Here is a 15,892-nt window from a genome sequence, read left to right as displayed (position 1 = left end):
ATCTAGAGACAAATAACAGTAGCTTTGTGTAAAATGCGAATGGCCGCCATTTATTTAAACAATAATGAATCTCAAACACACTTTAAATACAAGTTTTTGATTTTAAATGTAATTATTAAAATAAATACCAAACATCATACAAATAAATAATACTATAAATTCAGGTATTTAATTTTATATTGTTGTTTTCTTTATATTTATAAATAAAATAGCATTATATTCCAAAAAAAATCCAGTCCATCTTTAGTCTTATTTTTTTTATGATTTTATGCTTTAATACAGCCACTTTTTTTCATATACCATCTGGGCGATACTTTTTATTGCTCGGACTGTACTTTGTACATGCTTTTGTACACATTTGAGATAGGCCTCACCATGACCCAAGTGAACGCACCAGAATTCGTTCGTCACCCTAAGCTTATTGCTTGGGTGGAAGAAATTGCTAAATTAACAAAGCCAGCAAAAATTGAATGGTGTGACGGTAGCGCAGAAGAATATCAACGTTATATCGACTTGATGATCGCTAACGGCACAATGCAAGCGCTGAATCAAGAAACTCATCCTGGTTCTTATCTTGCAAATTCTGATCCTTCTGACGTTGCTCGTGTTGAAGGTCGTACATATATCTGTTCAGAAAACAAAGAAGACGCTGGCGCGACCAATAACTGGGAAGCACCTGCAGAAATGCGTGCTCGCCTCAACGGTTTATTTGATGGTTCAATGAAAGGTCGTACTTTGTATGTTGTGCCTTTCTCTATGGGTCCTTTAGGTTCTCATATTGCACACATCGGTATCGAACTGACTGACTCTCCATATGTAGCAGTTAGCATGTCTAAAATGGCTCGCATGGGTAAAGCTGTTTATGACGTTTTGGGTACTGACGGCGAATACGTTCCGTGTGTACACACTGTGGGCGCTCCGCTAGAACAAGGCGAAAAAGATGTTGCATGGCCTTGCAACCCTGAAAAATACATCGTGCATTATCCAGAGACTCGTGAGATCTGGTCTTACGGTTCTGGTTATGGCGGTAACGCATTGCTTGGTAAAAAATGCCTGGCGTTACGTATTGCATCATTTATGGGTCGTCAACAAGGTTGGTTAGCTGAACACATGCTCATCCTTGGCGTGACAAACCCTAAAGGCGAAAAACACTACATCGCAGCTGCATTCCCATCTGCTTGTGGTAAAACAAACTTCGCAATGTTGATTCCACCAGCAGGTTACGAAGGCTGGAAAATTGAAACTGTAGGTGATGATATTGCCTGGATCAAACCAGGTGAAGATGGTCGTCTATATGCAATCAACCCTGAAGCTGGTTTCTTCGGTGTAGCACCTGGTACAAATACCAAGACTAACCCGAACTGTATGGCGACTCTGCATAAAGACGTGATCTATACAAACGTTGCCGTAACTGACAATGGCGAAGTTTGGTGGGAAGGTCTGACTAAAGAAGCACCTGCCAACCTGACCAACTGGAAAGGCCAACCGCACACTGGTGAAGAAAAAGCTGCACATCCAAATGCACGTTTCACAGTATCTGCCGGTCAATGCCCTTCTATTGATGCTGACTGGGAAAATCCAGCAGGTGTTCCAATTTCTGCGTTCATCTTCGGTGGTCGCCGTGCAGACACAGTGCCTCTAATTTCAGAAGCATTTGACTGGGTTGACGGTGTTTACAAAGCTGCAACCATGGGCTCTGAAACCACTGCTGCCGCTGTTGGTCAACAAGGTATCGTTCGTCGTGACCCATTCGCAATGCTTCCATTTGCGGGTTACAACATGGCAGATTACTTCACGCACTGGTTAGAAATGGGCGAGCAAATTGCTACAAAAGCTGAAGCTGCTGGCAACAAACTTCCTGGCATCTACAACGTGAACTGGTTCCGTCGTGATGCTGAAGGCAACTTCGTATGGCCTGGTTTCGGTCAAAACATGCGTGTTCTTGAGTGGATCATTGACCGTTGTGAAGGTCGTGCAGACGCTGTTGAAACACCAATTGGTTTAGTTCCAACTTATGAACAGTTGAACTGGACTGGTTCTGACTTCACTAAAGAACAGTTTGACCTTGTGACTTCTCAAGACAAAGATCAATGGATCAAAGAACTTGAAAGCCACACTGAATTGTTTGAAAAATTAGGCGATCGTATGCCAGAAGCGTTGAAAAAACGTCAAGCTGAATTACTGGAAGCTGTTAAATCTACTTAAGGGCTGATTTGATGTAAAAAAGGTCGCATAAGCGGCCTTTTTTATTGCATGCTAAACAATTGATCACAATTGACCCGAGCAGCAGCTTGAGCAAAATATGGCATACTTAGACCAAGACTTCAGGAAATATAAATATGAAAAGAACAACGGTAATTTTGGCTATAGCTGCAAGCAGTTGGGTACTGAGCGCATGTCAGACCGCACCACATCAATTCAACGGAAAAAGTGGCTATGAAGTTCTGGAACGTTCAGCTAATACAGCAACCTTGAGCTACACTCTTTCAGGACGGCCGAGCCAGGATGAAAGACGCTTGCAAGCGTCTTGTAAACAGGTTTTAGGGAATTCAAAAACTTATAATATCCAGATTTTAAGCATGAATGAAATCCCTAATCCAACTGCGGAACAAGAACAATATGGCCGCCAGCTGGGTAATAGCCGTACGCAAATCAGCTTAAGTAACACACCTGACTTATATAATAGCGAGAACCCGGGTGCACGCGAAGCCTTAGATGCCCGCCCAACGACAATGCGCGTTATTCGTTATACTTGTTCTTAATATCCGATACTTATTCAAACCAAGACAATAAAAAAGGGCTGACCACCCTTTTTTATTTTTAACTTTAACGCGTTTTATAAAAACTGACATTACGAAATTCCGGCGATTCATCCAAATCTGGCCAAGTCGTCGCACTACGCTCATCCAGTTTTTCATATTGAGGATGACTAAAGTTTTTTACCCGACTGTCGGCAACCCATACCTCAGGTGCAAATTTTAAAAACTCATCCAGGAAGAAACGGTTGCACTGATCATAAAGCACATCTGCGGCTAACAGAATATCCACCTGCGCTGCCTTATACAGATCATCCAGATATTCAAGCTCGACATCATTCAGCTCAGCATTGGCTCGACATGCATCCAGACTGATCTGGTCGATATCACAGCAAATAACGCGTTTTGCACCTGCCATTTTCGCAGCAATAGCAACCACACCTGAACCTGCTCCAAAATCCAGTACAACTTTGTCTTTGACATGATGCGGCTCTGCCAATAGCCATTGAGCCATAGCCAAGCCAGATGCCCAACAAAAGATCCAATAAGGGGTGTCATTCCAGATACGACGGATGACTTCATCATCCAGCTTATCCGTGGGGAATACAGGTGGAATCAACCATAAGGAAATTGGCGTACCAAGTAACTGCTGTGCCTGTAATTCACAATGCGGAATCACATCATGCAAGGCTTGCAGAAGATGTTCTGGGGCTTGGGGAAATTGAAAAGTGCAGCTCATTGGATTTCTTTTAATTGGTATTTATATCTTTGAAGAATCTCCCCTAACCCCTCTTTAAAAAAGAGGGGGAACTCCCATCTAAAAAATAGTGGTTAGAGTTCCCTCCTTTGAAAAAGGAGGGTTAGGGAGGATTTGATTAACCTAGCGCTTTTTCAGCCGCTTCAACTGTTTGACGAATCAACGTGGTAATTGTCATTGGACCCACTCCACCCGGAACTGGTGTATAAGCAGATGCGATTTCTTCAATACCCACCAGCTGAATATCACCTACACCGCCCCCATCACGTGGATGGAAACCGGCATCAACAACCACAGCACCGGGTTTAATCCAGTCTTTTTGAATCAGCTCAGCCTTACCTACCGCACCAACAATAATATCTGCTTGCTTAACAAAGCTGGCAAGATCTTGAGTACGTGAGTGGCAAATGGTTACGGTTGCATTTGCTTCAAGCAGCATCGCAGCCATTGGTTTACCCAAAATTGCCGAACGACCGACAACTACCGCATGTTTACCTGCGATTTCGATGTTGTTTTCTTTCAAAATGGTCATGATGCCCGCAGGAGTCGCTGAACCATAAGCAGCCTCACCCATCGCCATACGCCCGTAACCCAGGCAAGTGACGCCATCAACGTCTTTTTCAAGCGAAATTGCATCAAAACAGGCACGTTCATCAATTTGCGCAGGAACCGGGTGTTGAAGCAGAATACCGTGCACATCAGGATTTGCGTTTAGCTTTTCAATTTCAGCCAATAATTCTTCAGTAGTGGTTTCCTTAGAAAGTTCCACTTTGAGTGAATCCATACCAACACGGCGGCAGGCATTGCCTTTCATGCGCACATAAGTTGCAGATGCACCATCGTCACCTACCAAAATCGTCGCAAGAATTGGAGTACGACCTGATTTTGCTTTCAGCGCTTCTACGCGAGTAAACAAGTCAGCTTCAATTTGCTTCGCCAATGCACGACCGTCTAGAACTAATGCCACGGCATTTCTCCCAAGTGTTGATATGAATCAATTTTGCACATTCTACATGATAACTCTAAATATTTTCCGTCATATGCTGTTTTTATGCGCATACGAATGAATACACTATTGTTTTTTTTTCAGAGCTTGATAATATACGCATCAACAAGACGCGGCGGGGTGGCAGAGTGGTCATGCAGCGGACTGCAACTCCGTGGACGCCGGTTCGATTCCGACCTCCGCCTCCATCTTGTTAAAGCCCGAGTGGTGAAATCGGTAGACACAGGGGATTTAAAATCCCCCGCCCACAAAGCGTGCCAGTTCGAGTCTGGCCTCGGGCACCATTCTTCTACTATAGAAAAATGGTGCAAATAGAGAACCCAGCGAAAGCTGGTTTTTTTATGCCTGAAATTCCTGCCAGACATTCCCGTATTTCATTTTTTAAAGTATTTTACTGACTTACTTTCAAGTAGCCTTGCAAGCTATCGTCCAGCTCTTGCTGTAAATATTCAGGTTTCACAATTTTCAGATAAGGAATCCAGTAACGTACCAATGGATTTAACTCTTTCTGGTGCCGAATCTGGCAGCTAATCAATAACCTCCCCGTTTCCGATTCATCCAGAATCCTCTGTTCAGGGAAAATTCTGCGTTGTTTAAAATAAATCGCAACCTCTGGATGCACAGATAAAATCACTTCCTGTTTTTTGTGCCCAAACCAAATCCCATCTTCATCTTTTAATTGCTGCAACACCGCCTGATCATGCTCAAACTGTGAAAACCGCTGCTGGCAAATAATTTTTTCAATACGACCAAGACGATAAACACGCAGCTCCTGCTTGCGCACAGCTGCCAAGTACCAGTTTCCCATGTGGTGAATCAGGCGATACGGTTTTACAATCCGGATTTGATCTCGGTAAAACAAGGCGATTTGCTGTCTTTTCTGGATACTTGCAGTGAGTACTTTAAAATGTTCAGCATACTGGGTGGCGTCTTCGAAATTATAGCCTTTGGCAGAAAAAACCAGACTGGCGCGGTTATCCAGTAATTCACGGATAAAAGACATATCCAGCGCCGGATACAGCTCACTAATCCCCGACAGCTGGGCAAAGGTATGAATATCCTGCAACTTAAACCGCCCCAAATAAGAGGGGTCCAGATAATATCGTTTTTGTTGATCCTGAAGTAAAGGTAAATAAGAGCCTAGACGATCAAAATCACGTTCAATGGTGCGGGTACTGACCTGAAATTCTGCAGCTAGCTCTGCAGCCCGAAGTTGATATCCGATATTTAATTTGGTCAAAATTCTAGCTAAACGCTCTGCAAGACGCTCATGTGTTGAAGCTAGGCGCTCCATAAATCCCCACTTAATACATTCACATGTACTTATTTATTGCTAGATACTGAATGATTATACTGAATACCAATAAGTGAATCATATTAGGATAAAGTCTAAGATATTCTTTTACCTTAGATCCTGGATTGTCACTTCACCGGAAAATATGAGGTCCTATCTGGATTTTCTGAAAGGTTTCTTGTTTGAATGATGATTCTGCACCGTTAATCTTTCCATATAACGCTCCAGATGCAGCATCACTCGATACATTTTCTGTAATTCTGCCCAACTCATGGTTCCGCGAATAATCATTTTATGAATACGATGCAATGCTTTTACACTTTGTTTTGAACTATAGGCTGTTGGAATAATTTTCATCTTATTTTTCCCTCTCACATTCATGTGAATGTTGATCCAATTAGTCGGAATTATCCATATCTGCATTCTACGTTTCATGATTGACAGGTTGTGTCGAATAGTTAGCATTTTTTAATTTTTATTCAAACTTACATGTATTTATTTGTAATAAGATTTTACTTAACATAAAAAAAATGCCAGTGAAGTCACCGGCATTTTTTGATTCACTTATTTCATATTACATAATTTCTACCACAATTTTGCCCACATGCTCTCCCGTATCCATTGCTGCATGTGCATCCTGAATCTGATCAAACTTAAACGTTTTGTGGATCATAGGCAGACATTCGCCTTTTGCCCATAATGGTGCAATCTGCGCTTTCAAACCTTGTGCAATTTCCGCTTTTTCAGCCGTGCTACGTGCACGCATGGTCGAACCCGTAATAGTCAGGCGTTTCATCATGATCTGCCCAAGTTTAACCTCTTTGGCTTTTGCCCCACCTAAGAAAGCGATATAGACCAGACGTCCATCACGACGCAACAAATTCAAATTACGCTCTAAATAAGGTGCGCCCACCATATCCAAAATAACATCGATACCACCATTGTCAGTAGCTTCATTAATAACCTGCTCAAAGTCTTGAGTCTTATAATTAATAGCCGTGGTTAAATCTGCAATAGCCGCCACTTTTTCATCCGAACCGACCGTTGCAAAGGTTTTAATCCCGAGTGCTTTACATAGCATTAAAGCCGTGGTGCCAATACCGCTTGTCCCGCCATGGATCAGCACGGTTTCTCCTGCTTTGGCTTTCCCCATCTGGAACACATTGGCCCATACGGTAAAGAAGGTTTCAGGAATAGCAGCAGCCTGCACAAAGCTCACACCTTCAGGTATATTCAAAGTCTGGCTTTCTGGCACCACGCAATATTCAGCATAACCGCCACCATTGGTCAGGCCACAGACTTTGTCACCAACTTTAAACTGACTGACATCGCTACCGACCGCAACCACTTCGCCTGCCACTTCCAGACCAGGAACAGGCGTCACCCCTTTTGGCATCGGATATAAGCCTTGACGCTGCAGGATATCTGGACGGTTGATACCAAAGGCATGGACTTTCACCAGAACTTCATCTGCTTTAGGCTCAGGCACAGTCACGGTTTCATAAGCAAGTTTATCGATACCGCCCGGTTCTGTAATAATGACTTGTTGCATGCTTTGTTGTGACATGGATTCTTTCCCTACTCTCATATGTAAATTTGGTATTTCTCGGACTTATTTGAACATAGAAATACGGTGGATTGAAGAAGCATGGACTTATGTATAATCAGCTGACTATTTAGTAAATTGATATAAGATCATTTATGACAATCATTACAACAGCTGACACGAAGGATATAAGTTCTATTTTAGAAATCTGGTTCAATGCTTCCCTACAGGCCCATGATTTTATTCCGGCTGCTTATTGGGAAAAGCAGCTGATTCCCATGCGTGATCTGTATTTACCTTTGGCTGAAAATTACATTATTAAAGAGAATGATACCGTTCTTGGCTTTGTATCATTATTAAAATCAGAGAATGTATTGGCTGCACTTTTTATTGAACCTCAACTGCAAGGCGCTGGTTATGGCCGTTGTTTAGTAGATTTTATCAAACAGCAATGTGATCAATTGCATTTAAATGTCTATGCGGAAAATACCGCAGCAGTCAATTTTTATCAAAAACAGGGTTTTAAAGTCATCTATCAGGGGATTGATCAAGATACTGGTCATACAGAACTCAGTATGCGCTGGTCCAAATATTGATCCAAGAAGAATAAGGACGAATCAGTGTCAGAAGTCATAGCATATGATGAAAATAATTACAGCGTTTTTGAGTGGTTTGAAGGTGTTGCAGTAATTCGGTTTTATCCTGACTGGTGTCAGCCTTGTGGGCAAAATTTTCCGGTCTTTGCTGAACTGGCGACTCACTATGCTGAAGTAAAAGCTGACATTAAATTTGGTAAGATCAATATCGATCAATCTCCTATTCTCACCTATTGCAGGGGTGAAAAGCTTAACCAGGATGAAAGCAATTCTGGCCTTAGTTCTCAAAGATTTTAAGAAAAATTAAATTACCCATATAAAACTAAACCTAACAAAAACATTTCTTTTAGCGCGCCCTATAAAATACAGGGCTTTTAATTAACTCCGCCCTTTATATTCCTTTACCATACGATCAGTGATATCTTCCGGATAGCACAGCGGTGCATATCCGCCTGCACGGTTATAAGCACTCCGTTTACCGCAACGACTACCATTACTTGCCGTATTGTAAGGACACGGACAATTTCCTGGATAGCTTTCAATCGAATGCTGGATAATCTTTTGCTTGATCGATTCTTTACTGCTTGAGGCTTGCTTGGCCTCTACCCCAAAAGCCAAACATAATGCCAATAAAACTAAAAATTTTTTAATAATATCCCCTCTTTTGTAGATGATATAGATAGTGAATATTTAATTTTCAAATACTAATTCCATGTATTCAGATCATAAAAAACCCGCTTTTCAGCGGGTTTTCTTTTAAATCAGCTCAATCCATTACAGACGAACCAATTCCACAATCTTATCAGCCAATGCTTCAGCAGCATCTTCATTAAATGCAACGTCAGTGCCTTCAGTAACATCTGTCACTACAACAACACCAGTCTCACGTAATAATGCAACTTGAGCAGCATCCAAATCCGCTTTCGCAATTGCAACAATCCCTTGCTGAATCAGCAAGCTTTCAAGCGCCTGAGCATTTTCCAAAGCTTTGGCAGAAACTGTTACCGCAGCAGGTTTTTGACCTAAACGTGCAGCACGTGCTTCGGCGGTTACAGGATTGGTATGTGCAGTCCATTCAACCGACTCTTCCACCATACCCGCACCAATCGTCACGTTGTTTAAACGATCGATGAAGATAAACGAACCGGTATAACGGCTGTCTTGATAACGATCAAACACCACGGGTGCATCAAATTCAACCGTTACATTGGCAATCGCATTCAGTTCAAGATTTTCAACTTGAACCTGTTCCAAGGTATTCACATTGGTACGGAAATTAATCGCAGTCACTTTGGCAGGTACGGTTTGCGTACCAATTTTCACATTGTAAAGTTTGCCAATCACCAGTGGTTGATCCGCCATCCACACTACAGTTGCTTGAACTGAACGTGAAATGCTTGGAGCTGCCTGATCCGCACGAATCAGAACGTTACCACGTGAAATATCAATTTCGTCATTCAGTGTTAATGTCACCGCTTGACCTGCAACGGCATGCTCAAGGTTGCCATCAAAAGTGACAATTTCTTTCACCGTAGAAGATTTGCCAGAAGGCAAAGCTGTTACAGTATCGCCGACGTTGATATCACCAAGTGCGATCGTACCGCAGAAACCACGGAAGTCGAGGTTTGGACGGTTAACATACTGCACTGGGAAACGGAAATCCTGCTTTGCTGAACTACGGTTAATTTTCACCGATTCAAGCGTACCCATTAGTGTTTCGCCGGTATACCACGGCGTATTGGCCGACTTGTTCACCACGTTATCGCCATTCAGTGCAGAAATAGGCGTAAAGATGATATTGCTCGGTTTACGGTCACCCAATTGCGCAACGAAAGCTGCATATTCAGCCTGAATTTCATTGAAACGTGTTTCAGAGAATTCCACCAAGTCCATCTTGTTGATTGCCACAATGATGTTCTTGATCCCCAGCAAGCTGGCAATAAAGGTATGACGACGTGTTTGAGTTTGCACGCCATAACGTGCATCAATCAAAATGATCGCAAGGTCGCAGGTCGACGCACCTGTTGCCATGTTACGAGTGTACTGCTCATGCCCCGGAGTATCCGCAATAATGAATTTACGTTTTTCAGTCGAGAAATAACGATACGCTACATCAATGGTAATGCCCTGCTCACGCTCCGCCTGTAGACCATCTACCAGAAGTGCCAGGTCAGGTGCATCGCCTGTGGTCCCGACTTTTTTCGAGTCACGGGTAACTGCTTGCAATTGATCTTCATAAATCAATTTTGAGTCGTAAAGCAGTCGACCAATTAAAGTCGATTTACCATCATCGACATTACCGCAAGTCAGGAAACGCAACAGGTCTTTATTTTCATGTTGTTTTAAATAGCCCAAGATATCTTGGCTAATGAGTTCTGATTGATGAGACATTGCTCAAACTCCACATATTCTTTAGAAATCGGTTTGGTTGAATCCCCCTTTGATCCCCCTTTAATTAAAGGGGGAAATCTCCTCTCTCTTCTAAAGAGAGGTCGGGAGAGATTCTAGAAGTAGCCTTCTTGCTTCTTCTTCTCCATCGAGCCTGCTTCATCATGGTCAATCATACGACCTTGACGCTCAGAGCTGGTTGCCAAGAGCATTTCCTGGATAATTTCCGGCAAGGTATCTGCAGTGGATTCAACTGCACCTGTTAATGGATAACAACCTAGAGTACGGAAACGTACCGATTTCATTTGTGGAACTTCACCTTCTTTTAAAGGCATACGTTCGTCATCCACCATAATTAAGGTACCGCTACGCTCAACCACAGGACGCTCTGCAGCCAAGTAAAGTGGTACAAGTGGAATGCTTTCCAAATAGATGTATTGCCAGATATCAAGCTCAGTCCAGTTCGACAACGGGAATACACGAATACTTTCACCTTGGTTCACTTTACCGTTGTAAAGATTCCAAAGTTCAGGACGTTGGTTTTTTGGGTCCCAGCGATGTTTATCATCACGGAATGAATAGACACGTTCTTTAGCACGTGATTTTTCTTCATCACGGCGCGCACCACCAAAGGCAGCATCAAACTTGTATTTATTTAGGGCCTGTTTTAAACCCTGGGTTTTCATGATGTCAGTATATTTAGAGCTACCATGATCGAAAGGATTGATGCCTGCATCTTTCCCTTCTTTGTTTTGATGTACGATCAAATCAAAACCATGTTTTTTTGCCATGTTGTCACGGAAAGCAATCATGTCTTTAAATTTCCAGCCCGTGTCTACATGCAGTAGCGGAAATGGAAGTTTGGCTGGATAAAACGCTTTCAGTGCAAGATGCAGCATTACTGCTGAATCTTTACCAATGGAATAAAGCATGACTGGATTTTCAAATTCAGCTGCTACTTCACGGATAATATGAATACTCTCAGCTTCAAGCTGTTTGAGATGAGTAAGTCTTTCCTCATTTAACGACATGGACAACACCAGCTTAGAATGCGTGTACTATTACACTTTTAAAGATATATATTGGCATTATAGTTATTTAGTTTTCATAAGGATTGCTTGTTTTATGATATTGATATATCAAAAGCTCATATAAAAATTCATCAATAATGAATATCAGTTTTTATGAATCAATAACTCATGCAATCAAGTTTCATTATTTTGTTGGTTATTAAGATACCGACTTGTATTTAGATCAGCAAAATCAGAAATAAATAATCTAAAGAAGTGGTTCTCAAACAGTTGAAAAATTACTAGAGTAGGCTCAACTCTCCCCCTGATATACTTTTTTATGCCCTATAACGCTTTTGATCTCGCCACTGTCAAAACCCGCCTGGAACTGGCCCAGCTTGCCGGTTATATTTATCAGCATCAGCAGCATATTTTAGTTCTCCAAGAACCTTCCACTGATGAAGGCAAGCCCTTAAATATCTACCTGCAACATGAGCTGACTGCGGACCAAGTCGGCTTACAGTTTGGTCTGCGTTTACAGGACGGTCATTGGGAGTTTCTAGTCGGTGTTACTTATAGCAATCAGAATGCAGCTTACGAAATTGGTGCTGGTAATCTCAAAGGTGATCAAAAAGCCTTTAACTTATTATATGCCTTTTATAATTATCCTAAAGCGTTCTACCTGGTGGCATTGCCTTTGACGGCAAGCAGTCAAGTCTTGGAGCAGACCCTTGCACAGCAGCTTTTTAGTCAGCCTGATTTGAATTTCCTGACTAACGCAGTCAAGGTCAATCCTATAGGCGAACAGGTAAAATGGATGCAACACTATATTTTGCAACAGACTTTAGATATGAAAGTCCGGATTCAGACTGCATTACTGTAGGCTTTGACAAAAAGATATAGAGATACTCAGATTGATGTATCTCTATAAAATTCTCCGGCAAGCTCAGGCAGAAGGCCTTGTCATTTATAAATCCCAGTGAAATTCCAGCATCATCTGCTCAAATCCCCCTTCAGCTTATAGTTGATTATTAATTTTAATAGTTCAATAATTATTAAATAATTTATTTATTCAATCCTCTTTTATAAGGTTTTTTGTTATTTTTTTGCATACAAAATCAGCAATTACTGCTATCGTTAGAGCAAGAATAATTTTCAGATACTTTTCCTAAAAACATAATTATAGAGATAAGAAAATGTGGGAACTGTTTACGCATCCATCTAATATCGTATTTAGTATCAGTCTTAGCCTGATGCTGATGTTTGCTGCCCTAGAGTGCATTCTTCTTTTGCTCGGTGGTGGCTCTCAGCATATGCTGGAACAGTTTTTACCTGAAGATCCCCTGCAACCGGAAATAAGTCAGGATCCACACCCCGCTGTTTTCAGTAAAGTCTTTGACTGGTTATATCTGGGTCGTCTGCCTTTATTTATCTGGCTGATCATTTTCCTGACCAGTTATGGTCTGAGTGGCTTATTGATTCAGGGCATTTCTGAGCGCCTGACCAGTCAGCTTTTCAGCGTCTGGCTAATTTCTCCGGCCTGCCTGTTTCTATGTATGCCTGTGGTGCGCTTTCTTGCCATGGCCGCCAGTAAGCTCCTACCCCAAGATGAGACCTCTGCTATTCATAGTGATGAACTCATCGGACGTACCGCAACTATTATTCTTGGAGATGCCAAAGCAAATTCTCCGGCGCAGGCCAAAGTCCGGGATCAGCATGGCCAGACCCATTATGTGATGGTTGAACCTGAAAACAATCAGATTTTAAATCAGGGTCAGAATGTGGTTCTGACCCAAAAAACCAAAAATGGCTTTCAGGCCATCGCACTTTAATCTTATTCAACTCAAACTCAATTGAGACTTTATAACAATGTTAAAATTTGATTTATATAATATTTTAATTATTGCGGGAATTATTTTTGCAGCATTGGTGACCTTCGGTCTCATCATTGCACGCCTATACCGTCGCTCTAGCAAGGAAATTTCCTTTGTACGTACTGGTTGGGGTGGAGAAAAAGTGATTTTGGGTGGGGGCGCAATTGTACTTCCAGTATTGCATGAAATCATTCCGGTGAATATGAACACCCTACGCCTTGAAGTACGCCGTGCAGATGATCAGGCACTGATTACCCGTGACCGGATGCGTGTTGATGTAATGGCCGAGTTCTATGTGCGGGTCAAACCTACAGCGGATTCAATTGCCACTGCAGCGCAAACACTGGGCCAAAAGACCATGTCACCGAATGAACTAAAAAATCTGGTGGAAGGTAAATTTGTCGACTCACTGCGCGCAGTAGCGGCAGAAATGGCCATGGAAGAACTGCATGAAAAACGGGTCGATTTCGTACAAAAAGTCCAGCAAGTCGTTTCGGAAGATTTACACAAAAATGGTCTGGAACTTGAAACCGTTTCTTTGACTGGTCTGGACCAGACCGGATTTAAATATTTTAATCCGCAAAATGCGTTTGATGCTGAAGGCCTGACCAAGCTCACTGAAACCATTGAAGATCGTCGTCGTAAGCGTAACCATATTGAACAGGATACCGATCTGGCGATTAAAACCAAAAATCTGGAAGCTGAACAGGCGCGTCTGCAAATTATTCGTGAAGAAGAATATGCCAAGCTGCAACAGGAACGTGAAATTGCCATTCGACGCGCTGAACAGCTGGCCGAAATTGCCACTCAGGAAGCTGGCAAAAAACGTGAAGCAGAAGAAGCCCAAATTGCCGCTGAACGGGAAGTCGAACTCAAACGTATTTTAGCAGCACGTGATGTGGAAAATGAAAACATTCAAAAAGCACAGCTCATTCAAAAAGCCCAAGTCGAGCAAAAGAAAACCATTGAGCTGGCTGAACAGGATCGTGCCATTGCCATTGCAGAAAAATCACGTGCTGAATCTGAAGCTAAAGCCCAGGCCGACCACGCCCGTGCACAAGCAGTAAAAGCCGAAGAAGAAGTCATCACCGTACGGCAAATCCAGCAGGCAGAGCGTCAAAAAGCGGTTGAACTTGTCGCAGCCAAAGAACATGCTGAAAAAGATGCAATTGCTATTACAGTGGCTGCCGAAGCCGGCAAACAGGCAGCCGCCGATGATGCAGAAGCGGTTCGTATTGCAGCTGAAGCAGAAGCAGAAAAAGTCCGGCTCAAAGCCAAGGGTGAGGCAGATGCAAAAATTCTGCTGGCTCAGGCGATGGAAAAACAGTATCAGGTCGATGCTGAAGGTACACGTGCGGTCAATGAAGCCAATAACGTCCTGTCACCTGAACAGGTCGAAATGCAGATTCGTCTGGCCATGCTGAAATATTTGCCTGAAATTATTCGTGAAAGTGTCAAGCCGATGGAAAATATTGATGACATCAAGATTCTTCAGGTCAATGGACTACATGGCAGTCATGCCGGTTCATGTCAGGCAGATGCCCATCATGAGAATGGCAATGTTGCCCTGTCAGATCAGGTGGTCAATAGCGCCCTGCGTTACCGCAGTCAGGCACCTTTAATTGATAGCTTGATGAGTGAACTGGGTATTCAGGGCGGTGATATTAATGGAATGACCCAGAGCCTGAAAGTAAAAACATAAAAAAGACTGAGATATAAAAAAGCTCCCATTTGGGAGCTTTTTTAGTGCTGGTTTAATTTATATATTAAACCAAACCTTTATCTTTTAACACTTGCAGCATGGTTGAACCGAGTTCGGCAGGACTACGCGTATAGGCCATACCCGCACGTTCAAAGGCAGCAAATTTTTCTTCTGCTGTACCTTTACCACCTGAAATAATCGCACCTGCATGGCCCATACGTTTGCCTTTAGGCGCAGTCACACCCGCAATATAACCTACGACCGGCTTGGTGACATTCGATTGAATATATTCTGCTGCTTCTTCTTCCGCAGTACCACCAATTTCACCAATCATAATGATGGCTTCAGTTTGTGGATCATCCTGGAACAGTTTCAAGCAGTCAATCTGGTTCATCCCCGGAATTGGATCTCCACCAATACCAATACAGGTCGACTGACCTAAACCTAGCTTGGTGGTTTGCGCCACGGCTTCATAAGTCAGTGTACCTGAGCGCGAGATAATCCCGATTCTACCCGGTAGATGAATATGACCCGGCATAATCCCGATCTTACATTCACCCGGAGTAATAATACCCGGACAGTTGGGCCCGATCAGACGTGTGCCATTGCCATTGGTTTCCAGATAACGCTTGGCTTTAAGCATGTCGAGGGTAGGCACCCCCTCAGTGATCACCACAATTAACTCAATGCCAGAATCGACCGCTTCAATAATAGAATCCAGTACAAAAGGTGCCGGAACATAAATCACCGAAGCATCTGCGCCAGTTTCTTTCACCGCTTCACGCATGGTATTAAATACAGGCAGTTCCAGATGGGTTTGCCCCCCTTTTCCTGGAGTTACACCACCCACCACTTTAGTACCATAAGCCAAAGCCTGTTCGGAATGGAATGTGCCGTTTTTACCTGTAAAGCCCTGTACCAACACTTTGGTGTCTTTATTAACTAATACGCTCATGATTGATA

General features: G+C 42.7%; 15 protein-coding genes, 2 tRNA genes and 1 pseudogene. 9 read left to right on the top strand and 9 right to left on the bottom strand.

Annotation, left to right across the window (positions count from 1 at the left end; all coding sequences use genetic code 11):
• The first annotated feature begins 375 nt into the window (after positions 1-375).
• Both KUG37_RS02755 and KUG37_RS02750 read left to right on the top strand, forming a co-directional pair.
• Positions 376-2,205 (top strand): phosphoenolpyruvate carboxykinase (GTP), encoded by a 1,830-nt coding sequence (locus tag KUG37_RS02755; protein ID WP_216934085.1) that lies wholly within the window; start codon positions 376-378, stop codon positions 2,203-2,205.
• A gap of 134 nt (positions 2,206-2,339) precedes the next feature.
• Complete coding sequence (locus tag KUG37_RS02750; RefSeq protein WP_216934084.1) at positions 2,340-2,762, top strand: hypothetical protein; 423 nt, start codon at positions 2,340-2,342, stop codon at positions 2,760-2,762.
• 64 nt (positions 2,763-2,826) lie between these two features.
• Here KUG37_RS02750 and KUG37_RS02745 read toward each other — a convergent pair whose 3' ends face one another.
• Together KUG37_RS02745 and folD are read right to left on the bottom strand one after the other, a co-directional pair.
• On the bottom strand, positions 2,827-3,495 hold the full coding sequence (locus KUG37_RS02745; protein ID WP_216934083.1) for a methyltransferase: 669 nt from the start codon (positions 3,493-3,495) through the stop codon (positions 2,827-2,829).
• 136 nt (positions 3,496-3,631) lie between these two features.
• Positions 3,632-4,480 (bottom strand): bifunctional methylenetetrahydrofolate dehydrogenase/methenyltetrahydrofolate cyclohydrolase FolD, encoded by an 849-nt coding sequence (gene folD / locus KUG37_RS02740; RefSeq protein WP_216940134.1) that lies wholly within the window; start codon positions 4,478-4,480, stop codon positions 3,632-3,634.
• A 153-nt stretch (positions 4,481-4,633) separates the two neighbouring features.
• Here folD and KUG37_RS02735 point away from each other — a divergent pair.
• Both KUG37_RS02735 and KUG37_RS02730 read left to right on the top strand, forming a co-directional pair.
• Positions 4,634-4,707: transfer RNA gene (locus tag KUG37_RS02735), tRNA-Cys, on the top strand.
• A gap of 10 nt (positions 4,708-4,717) precedes the next feature.
• Positions 4,718-4,803: transfer RNA gene (locus tag KUG37_RS02730), tRNA-Leu, on the top strand.
• Positions 4,804-4,910: 107 nt separating this feature from the next.
• Here the strand turns inward: KUG37_RS02730 and KUG37_RS02725 are convergent.
• The 3 genes from KUG37_RS02725 to KUG37_RS02715 form a co-directional block, all read right to left on the bottom strand.
• A complete protein-coding gene (locus KUG37_RS02725) occupies positions 4,911-5,813 on the bottom strand; it encodes a YafY family protein (protein ID WP_216934079.1) in 903 nt (300 codons plus the stop codon).
• A gap of 153 nt (positions 5,814-5,966) precedes the next feature.
• Positions 5,967-6,170, bottom strand: a complete 204-nt coding sequence (locus KUG37_RS02720) for a hypothetical protein (RefSeq protein ID WP_216940133.1) — start codon at positions 6,168-6,170, stop codon at positions 5,967-5,969.
• Between the two features lie 217 nt (positions 6,171-6,387).
• On the bottom strand, positions 6,388-7,380 hold the full coding sequence (locus KUG37_RS02715; protein WP_216934077.1) for an NAD(P)H-quinone oxidoreductase: 993 nt from the start codon (positions 7,378-7,380) through the stop codon (positions 6,388-6,390).
• Positions 7,381-7,514: 134 nt separating this feature from the next.
• Here KUG37_RS02715 and KUG37_RS02710 point away from each other — a divergent pair, with 134 nt between their 5' ends.
• Both KUG37_RS02710 and KUG37_RS02705 read left to right on the top strand, forming a co-directional pair.
• Positions 7,515-7,955, top strand: a complete 441-nt coding sequence (locus KUG37_RS02710; protein ID WP_216934076.1) for an N-acetyltransferase — start codon at positions 7,515-7,517, stop codon at positions 7,953-7,955.
• A gap of 24 nt (positions 7,956-7,979) precedes the next feature.
• A pseudogene (locus KUG37_RS02705) lies at positions 7,980-8,262 on the top strand (thioredoxin family protein).
• Between the two features lie 71 nt (positions 8,263-8,333).
• Here the strand turns inward: KUG37_RS02705 and KUG37_RS02700 are convergent.
• The 3 genes from KUG37_RS02700 to cysD all read right to left on the bottom strand — a co-directional run bounded on the left by KUG37_RS02700 (position 8,334) and on the right by cysD (position 11,374).
• Positions 8,334-8,606: a hypothetical protein gene (locus KUG37_RS02700; RefSeq protein ID WP_216934113.1), complete on the bottom strand. Its 273-nt coding sequence runs from the start codon at positions 8,604-8,606 to the stop codon at positions 8,334-8,336.
• Positions 8,607-8,729: 123 nt separating this feature from the next.
• Entirely contained in the window at positions 8,730-10,346 is a 1,617-nt protein-coding gene (gene cysN, locus KUG37_RS02695; RefSeq protein ID WP_216934075.1) for a sulfate adenylyltransferase subunit CysN, read from the bottom strand.
• Positions 10,347-10,459: 113 nt separating this feature from the next.
• Positions 10,460-11,374 carry a sulfate adenylyltransferase subunit CysD gene (gene cysD / locus KUG37_RS02690; RefSeq protein WP_153370999.1) on the bottom strand — a complete coding sequence of 305 codons (915 nt, stop codon included), beginning with the start codon at positions 11,372-11,374 and terminating at the stop codon, positions 10,460-10,462.
• A gap of 319 nt (positions 11,375-11,693) precedes the next feature.
• Here cysD and KUG37_RS02685 point away from each other — a divergent pair, with 319 nt between their 5' ends.
• From KUG37_RS02685 to KUG37_RS02675, 3 genes are all read left to right on the top strand, one after another.
• Positions 11,694-12,236, top strand: a complete 543-nt coding sequence (locus KUG37_RS02685) for a hypothetical protein (RefSeq protein WP_216934074.1) — start codon at positions 11,694-11,696, stop codon at positions 12,234-12,236.
• 313 nt (positions 12,237-12,549) lie between these two features.
• Positions 12,550-13,185 (top strand): YqiJ family protein, encoded by a 636-nt coding sequence (locus KUG37_RS02680; RefSeq protein ID WP_216934073.1) that lies wholly within the window; start codon positions 12,550-12,552, stop codon positions 13,183-13,185.
• Positions 13,186-13,222: 37 nt separating this feature from the next.
• On the top strand, positions 13,223-14,929 hold the full coding sequence (locus KUG37_RS02675) for a flotillin family protein (RefSeq protein WP_216934072.1): 1,707 nt from the start codon (positions 13,223-13,225) through the stop codon (positions 14,927-14,929).
• A 64-nt stretch (positions 14,930-14,993) separates the two neighbouring features.
• Here the strand turns inward: KUG37_RS02675 and sucD are convergent, their stop codons facing one another.
• Positions 14,994-15,884, bottom strand: a complete 891-nt coding sequence (gene sucD / locus KUG37_RS02670) for a succinate--CoA ligase subunit alpha (protein WP_216934071.1) — start codon at positions 15,882-15,884, stop codon at positions 14,994-14,996.
• Positions 15,885-15,892: the final 8 nt, after the last annotated feature.

The organism is Acinetobacter sp. BY419 (assembly GCF_019038395.1).
GTDB lineage: Bacteria > Pseudomonadota > Gammaproteobacteria > Pseudomonadales > Moraxellaceae > Acinetobacter.
Note: the sequence above shows the minus strand (reverse complement) of the source record. Positions and strands in the feature narration are given on the sequence as shown.